2 protein-coding genes are annotated in these 2,374 nt (G+C 37.7%); one reads left to right on the top strand and one right to left on the bottom strand.

Annotated features, from left to right (window positions below; genetic code table 11):
- Positions 1-641: 641 nt before the first annotated feature.
- Positions 642-1,067, bottom strand: coding sequence for a NusG domain II-containing protein (locus CBF35_RS14810; RefSeq protein ID WP_126782602.1), 426 nt, complete (start codon positions 1,065-1,067; stop codon positions 642-644).
- A gap of 185 nt (positions 1,068-1,252) precedes the next feature.
- Here CBF35_RS14810 and trhO point away from each other — a divergent pair, with 185 nt between their 5' ends.
- Positions 1,253-2,218 (top strand): oxygen-dependent tRNA uridine(34) hydroxylase TrhO, encoded by a 966-nt coding sequence (gene trhO / locus CBF35_RS14805; RefSeq protein ID WP_126782600.1) that lies wholly within the window; start codon positions 1,253-1,255, stop codon positions 2,216-2,218.
- Positions 2,219-2,374 lie beyond the last annotated feature (156 nt).

Here is a 2,374-nt window from a genome sequence, read left to right as displayed (position 1 = left end):
GATTGACACCTCAAAAATATTACGAAACATTCAAAGTATAAAAAAGATGATCCCCAAATTTTGGGAATCATCTTTACACAATTCATACCACTTTTTTTATTATGTCCTTGACAAGGGGTACACTTTAGACATTAGTCATCGGCACCCTTTTTTGACGAACGTTACTTGATAAACGGGTTCCAAAAGTCAAATAGCGACCCTCTCAACAACTGCTAAACGCTGCCGTTATTCTTAATGCTTTAGCATTTAGAAATAAGGGACAACGAAGTAAAGCGCTAAGCGTTGAAGGCGCGATAATTTCAATAAATCCGACTACACTCTGTTTCGCTCACATTAATCTCTAAGTGCTGCCGTTATTCTTAATGCTTTAGCATTTAGAAATAAGGGACAACGAAGTAAAGCATTAAGAATTAAAGGCCACAATCAAAAGAACTGATTGTTCCTTCAACTCTTACGATTTTAATCGTTAGAAGTTGATGTAATCGAAGTCGGATTTATTTCCAATAGCCGTGCCTCTTATGACTTTACTACGTTGTCCCTTGCCTCTAAGCTAATAAATTAGCAAGAGCAACGGCAGTCATTAGAGACAGGGACAACGAAGTACTTGTATTTAAACGACTTTTGTCACACCTCCTTCTTTTTTAGTAAGTAATAATCATATCGTCCTCATCATCTTCAGGGACGCCAGAAATTTCAATAACTAAACGATGGGGCAGACAAATACTAGTGTCCCCTGGTTTACTGATCCAACCTGTATTAACAGCTATTTGATCAGGGCTATTGTCTTCTTTAACGCGAATTCTTTTGCCAGCGACTTCAACAATATTATATTGTTTATTTTTAGGGCGGTAAGTGACTTCTTGATGGGGAGTTGCTTCAGATAAGACGAAGCGGTCAACTTCTTTGCCGTTAATTGAAATGATCGCAACGGTTTCTTGATTGTTATAGTTTTGGTTACTATGATTCACCGCAAAGACAGCATAAGGCAGAAAGGATAAAATAATCAGACTAATAATGATTACGCCGTCAAAAAATTTGAATTGTTTTTTGATTTCTTTCCAAAACATTAAAAGACACTCCTCTCTAGGTACTTGTAAGCTTATACTTTAGATTACCTAGTATCTGGAAGTTAGTCAACAGATTTCCAGCTATTTAACTAAAAGATTCTTTAGTTTGTGAAATAAGCATTTTAATTGATGTTTTGCTAAGAAGGCACTATAATTTTAATGAACGAATTTTAGGAGGAATTACATTGCCAAATTATCAAGTATTATTATATTATCAATATGTAGCAATTGAAAACCCAGAACAGTTTGCCAAAGAGCATTTAGCAATCTGTCGCTCATTTAACTTAAAAGGCCGTATTTTAGTGGCTGATGAGGGAATTAACGGAACATTGTCTGGTTTAACAGCCGACACTGAAAAATACATTGAGTACATGCATAATGACCCACGTTTTAAAGAAATGATTTTTAAGATTGATGCAGCCGAAACCCATGCTTTCAAAAAAATGCATGTCCGAGCCCGTGAAGAAATTGTTTCTTTAAATCTAGAAGATGACATTGATCCCTTAGACTTAACTGGCACGTACCTCTCTGCTAAAGAATTTCGAGCAGCTGTTGAAGATGAAAATACTGTAGTTATTGATGCTCGTAACGATTATGAGTTTGATTTAGGTCATTTTCGTGGGGCGATTCGCCCGGATATTCGTAACTTTAGAGACTTACCTCAGTGGATTCGCGACAATAAAGAAGAGTTTATGGATAAACGTGTAGTGACTTACTGTACTGGTGGTATTCGTTGTGAGAAATTTTCAGGTTGGTTAGTTCGTGAAGGCTTTAAAGATGTTGGTCAACTTCATGGCGGAATTGCCACCTATAGTCGGGACCCTGAAGTCCGTGGCGATTTATGGGATGGTATGATGTACGTTTTTGATGAACGCCTAAGTGTGCCAATCAATCACGTAGAACACACTGTCGTTGCCCGTGACTGGTTCGATGGCGAACCTTGTGAACGTTATGTCAACTGTGCCAATCCCTTCTGTAATCGTCAAATGATTGCCTCAGAAGCGAATGAGCATAAACATCTTCGTGGCTGCTCTCATGAGTGTCGCGTTCATGAAGCAAACCGCTACATCGTTGAAGAGAACTTAAGTCATGATCAATGGGAAGCTCGCTTGAATCTTCTTGGAGAAACTTTAGGTCAGGCAACAGTTTAACGAAAAAATAAAAGCATCAGAAAACTACGGCTCTACGTCAAATTGTGTGGATGGCTAAAATTTAGTCGAATAAATAGTTACTTAGGCAGCTTCATCAGAAATGGTGAAGTTGCTTTTTTGTGTCACTTTAAAACTGATTAGAATGCGGTGTTTAAA

Origin of the sequence: Vagococcus salmoninarum (genome assembly GCF_003987495.1) — a bacterium.
Taxonomy (GTDB): Bacteria; Bacillota; Bacilli; order Lactobacillales; family Vagococcaceae; genus Vagococcus_D; species Vagococcus_D salmoninarum.
The sequence above is the reverse complement of the archived record's forward strand: the minus strand, read 5'-3'. Positions and strand labels throughout refer to the sequence as shown.